Source organism: Roseitalea sp., assembly GCF_984466335.1.
Genome location: NZ_CFIFWG010000223.1, coordinates 1 through 3,668, shown reverse-complemented (window position 1 = coordinate 3,668; position 3,668 = coordinate 1). Strand labels below are relative to the sequence as shown.

Genomic DNA, 3,668 nt, shown 5'->3' with positions numbered 1-3,668 from the left:
TCAAGGGCGCGCCCGAGCATGTGATAAACTATTTCTTCTATGTGGCCGAGGAAATCCGCGCGCTTCTGGCTGCCATGGGCGCGCGCGCGCTCAACGAAATCATCGGACAGAGCGACCGGCTCGAACAAAAGCCGCTGATCGACCATTGGAAGGCGCGCGGGCTCGATTTCTCCGGCATCTTCCACAAGCCCGAAGCGCCCAAGGAGGCGATCCGCTGGACGCGGCGGCAGGACCATCCGATCGAGGACATTGTCGACCGCAAACTGATTGCGGAAGCCGAGCCGGCGCTGGAGCGCCGCCAGCCGGTCACGATCGCCGTGCCGATCAGGAACACCGATCGGACGGCAGGCGCCATGCTGTCGGGCGAGGTGGCCAGACGGTTCGGCCACAAGGGGCTGCGCGAGGACACGATCTCGGTCACCTTCACCGGCACGGCCGGCCAGTCTTTCGGCGCGTTCCTTGCGGCGGGCGTGACGTTTGATCTGATTGGCGACGGCAACGACTATGTCGGCAAGGGCCTTTCGGGAGGCCGGATCATCGTGCGTCCGCCGGACGATGCGCGCATCGTCGCCGAGCGCTCGATCATCGTCGGCAACACCGTGCTCTACGGCGCGATCCATGGCGAGGCTTATTTCCGAGGTGTCGCCGGCGAGCGCTTCGCGGTGCGCAATTCGGGCGCCATCACCGTGGTCGAGGGCGTGGGCGATCATGGCTGCGAATATATGACCGGCGGCGTGGTCGTCGTCATCGGCGAGACGGGCCGCAACTTCGCCGCCGGCATGAGCGGGGGCGTCGCCTATGTGCTCGACGAGGACGGCACGTTCGAGACGCGCTGCAACATGGCCATGGTCGAACTGGAGCCGGTGCCCGAGGAGGACGACATCCTCGAAAAGCTGCACCATCACGGCGGCGACCTGATGCACAAGGGGCGCGTCGACGTCTCCGGCGACATGACCCGGCACGACCAGGAGCGCCTGTTCCAGCTCATCGCCAAGCACAGGGCCCATACGGGCTCGACGCGGGCGGCCGATATCCTGGACAATTGGGAGACGTACCGGCCCAGCTTCCGCAAGGTCATGCCGGTCGAGTACCGGCGCGCGCTTGAGGAAATGGAACGCATGCGCATGGGCATGGCGGCCGAGTGAGACGATGATCATCACCACCACCAATACCGTGCAGGGCCGGCAGATCGCAGCCTACAGAGGCATCGTCACCGGCGAGGCGATTTTGGGCGCGAACATTTTCCGCGACTTCATGGCGGGCATTCGCGACATTGTCGGCGGCCGGTCGGCGGCTTACGAGAAATCGTTGCGCGAGGCGCGCGAGATCGCCTTTGGCGAACTGGCCGCCGATGCCGAAAGGCTGGGCGCCAACGCGGTCGTGGGCGTCGACATCGACTATGAGAACATCACCGCCGGCTCGGGCACCATGCTGATGGTGTCGGTGTCGGGCACGGCGGTCGTGCTGGGTTGAGGTTTTGCCGGCGCGCGGCCCAGGACTTGACTGTGTTTTTGGTGTAAACAAGCGACTTTGGGATGAAGCTGACCAAACGGAAAGGAAACGGAGCGGTCATGTCGAAGAAGATTGTGTCTGACCCTGGCGTGATGATGGGAAAGCCGACTTTCGAGGGCACGCGGATCACCGTCGAACATGTGCTGCGCATGCTCGGCATGGGCTTCACCCCGGAAACAATTGTCGAGGAACTGCGCAACATATCCATCGAGGACGTCCATCGTGCCCAGTCATTTGCTGCCGATTATCTGGCGGATATGCGCGTGATTGCTGCTGAGTGACCGGATGCGGTTCATCTGCGATGAGTGCGTTTCCACGTCGCTGATCAATGCCCTGAGACAAGCCGATTGCGATGTATTGGACATTGCGATCTCAAACATGGGCGCTCGCGACCTCGATATTCTGAAACGTTCGATGCGAGAGGAGCGTGTGGTCGTCACGCACGATTACGACTTCGGAGATCTGATATTCCGTGATGGCGAGCCGGCATTCGGTGTTGTCATCATCCCTATGATCAGGCCTGAATGCCTGATGCTAGAGGCACATCAAACAGCGCGGCAACTCATTGGGTCCTACGGCATACTCGTCAATCATCTGACGATCCTCACAGCCAAGGGACTGCGGCAGCGACCAATAAGAAAGTCAATGTGAGACTGGAACGGCAATGGGCAAGGTAACCGGATTTCTGGAAATCGACCGGCAGGTGGCGAAATACGAGCCGGCCTCGGATCGGATTCGGCACTTCAGGGAGTTCACGCTTCCGCTGGAGGATGCCGAGGTGGCCAAGCAGGCCGCCCGCTGCATGGATTGCGGCATTCCCTATTGCCACGGACCGCAGGGCTGCCCGATCCACAACCAGATCCCGGACTGGAACGATCTGGTCTACAACGACAATTGGGAAGAGGCGATCCGCAACCTGCATTCGACCAACAACTTCCCCGAGTTCACCGGCCGCATCTGCCCTGCGCCGTGCGAGGAGGCGTGCACGCTGAATCTGGAAGACGCGCCCGTCGCCATCAAGACCGTCGAGCAGGCCATCGCCGACAAGGCCTATGAGATGGGCCATGTGCGTCCCCATCCGCCCGCGACCAGGACGGGCAGGCGCATCGCCGTGATCGGCTCGGGGCCGGCCGGCATGGCCGCCGCCCAGCAGCTCGGCCGCGCGGGCCACGATGTGCATGTCTTCGAGCGCGAGGCGAAGATCGGCGGGCTGATGCGCTACGGCATTCCCGACTTCAAGATGGAAAAGCACTTCATCGACCGCCGCGTCGAGCAGATGGAAGGCGAGGGCGTGACGTTCCACGCGAACGTGCATGTGGGCGTCGACAAGACGGTGGCCGACTTGCAGGCCCAGTTCGACGCGATCCTTTATTGCGGCGGCTCGGAACGGCCGCGCGATGCGGGCATTCCCGGCGACGATCTCGATGGCGTGCATCCGGCGATGAACTATCTGGTCCAGCAGAACAAGCGCGTCGGCAGGGAGCCGGACATCGGCTCCGTTGCCTGGCCGTCCGCTCCGATCCTGGCCGGCGGCAAGCATGTGCTCGTCGTCGGCGGCGGCGACACCGCGTCCGACTGTATCGGCACCGCCTTCCGCCAGGGCGCGGTCAAGGTGACCCAGCTCGACATCCGCCCCGAGCCGCCGGAGAAGGAAGACAAGCTGATGGTCTGGCCGTTCTGGGCGACCAAGATGCGCACCTCGTCCTCGCAGGCCGAGGGTGCGGCGCGCGAATTCCAGATCGCAACGCTCGAATTCGTCGGCGAGGACGGCAAGCTGACCCACGTCAAGTGCTGCGAGGTGGACGAGAAGCGCCGGCCGGTGGTGGGGACCGAGTTCTTCATCCGCGCGGACCTCGCCTTCATCGCGATCGGCTTTGCCGGACCTTACGAGCACGCCGGCCCGATCGCCGAACTGGGCGAGACGATCACCATGGACACGGACCGCCGCGGCGGCCGTTCGGTGCAAGCCAATGACCGCGACTACAGGACGTCGGTCGACAAGCTCTATGTGGCGGGCGATGCGCGACGCGGCCAGTCGCTGGTCGTCTGGGCGATCCGCGAGGGCCGGCAGGCGGCGCGCGCCATCGACGAGGCGCTGATGGGCGAAAGCGTTCTGCCGCGCTAGGGCCGACCATGCGCCCCGAAGGACGGGGCGA

Annotated in this window: 5 protein-coding genes; all 5 read left to right on the top strand. The window is 64.0% G+C overall.

What is annotated here, in order from left to right:
• A partial coding sequence (locus AC5E6L_RS14715; protein WP_491774289.1) for a GltB/FmdC/FwdC-like GXGXG domain-containing protein occupies positions 1–1,145 on the top strand: 1,145 nt, incomplete at its 5' end.
• A gap of 4 nt (positions 1,146–1,149) precedes the next feature.
• On the top strand, positions 1,150–1,473 hold the full coding sequence (locus tag AC5E6L_RS14710) for a heavy metal-binding domain-containing protein (protein ID WP_491774288.1): 324 nt from the start codon (positions 1,150–1,152) through the stop codon (positions 1,471–1,473).
• A gap of 62 nt (positions 1,474–1,535) precedes the next feature.
• A complete protein-coding gene (locus tag AC5E6L_RS14705; protein ID WP_491774286.1) occupies positions 1,536–1,793 on the top strand; it encodes a DUF433 domain-containing protein in 258 nt (85 codons plus the stop codon).
• Positions 1,780–2,163 carry a DUF5615 family PIN-like protein gene (locus AC5E6L_RS14700; RefSeq protein WP_491774284.1) on the top strand — a complete coding sequence of 128 codons (384 nt, stop codon included), beginning with the start codon at positions 1,780–1,782 and terminating at the stop codon, positions 2,161–2,163. The genes AC5E6L_RS14705 and AC5E6L_RS14700 overlap by 14 nt, the downstream gene beginning before the upstream one ends.
• Positions 2,164–2,176: 13 nt before the next feature.
• Entirely contained in the window at positions 2,177–3,637 is a 1,461-nt protein-coding gene (locus AC5E6L_RS14695) for a glutamate synthase subunit beta (protein WP_491774282.1), read from the top strand.
• Positions 3,638–3,668: the final 31 nt, after the last annotated feature.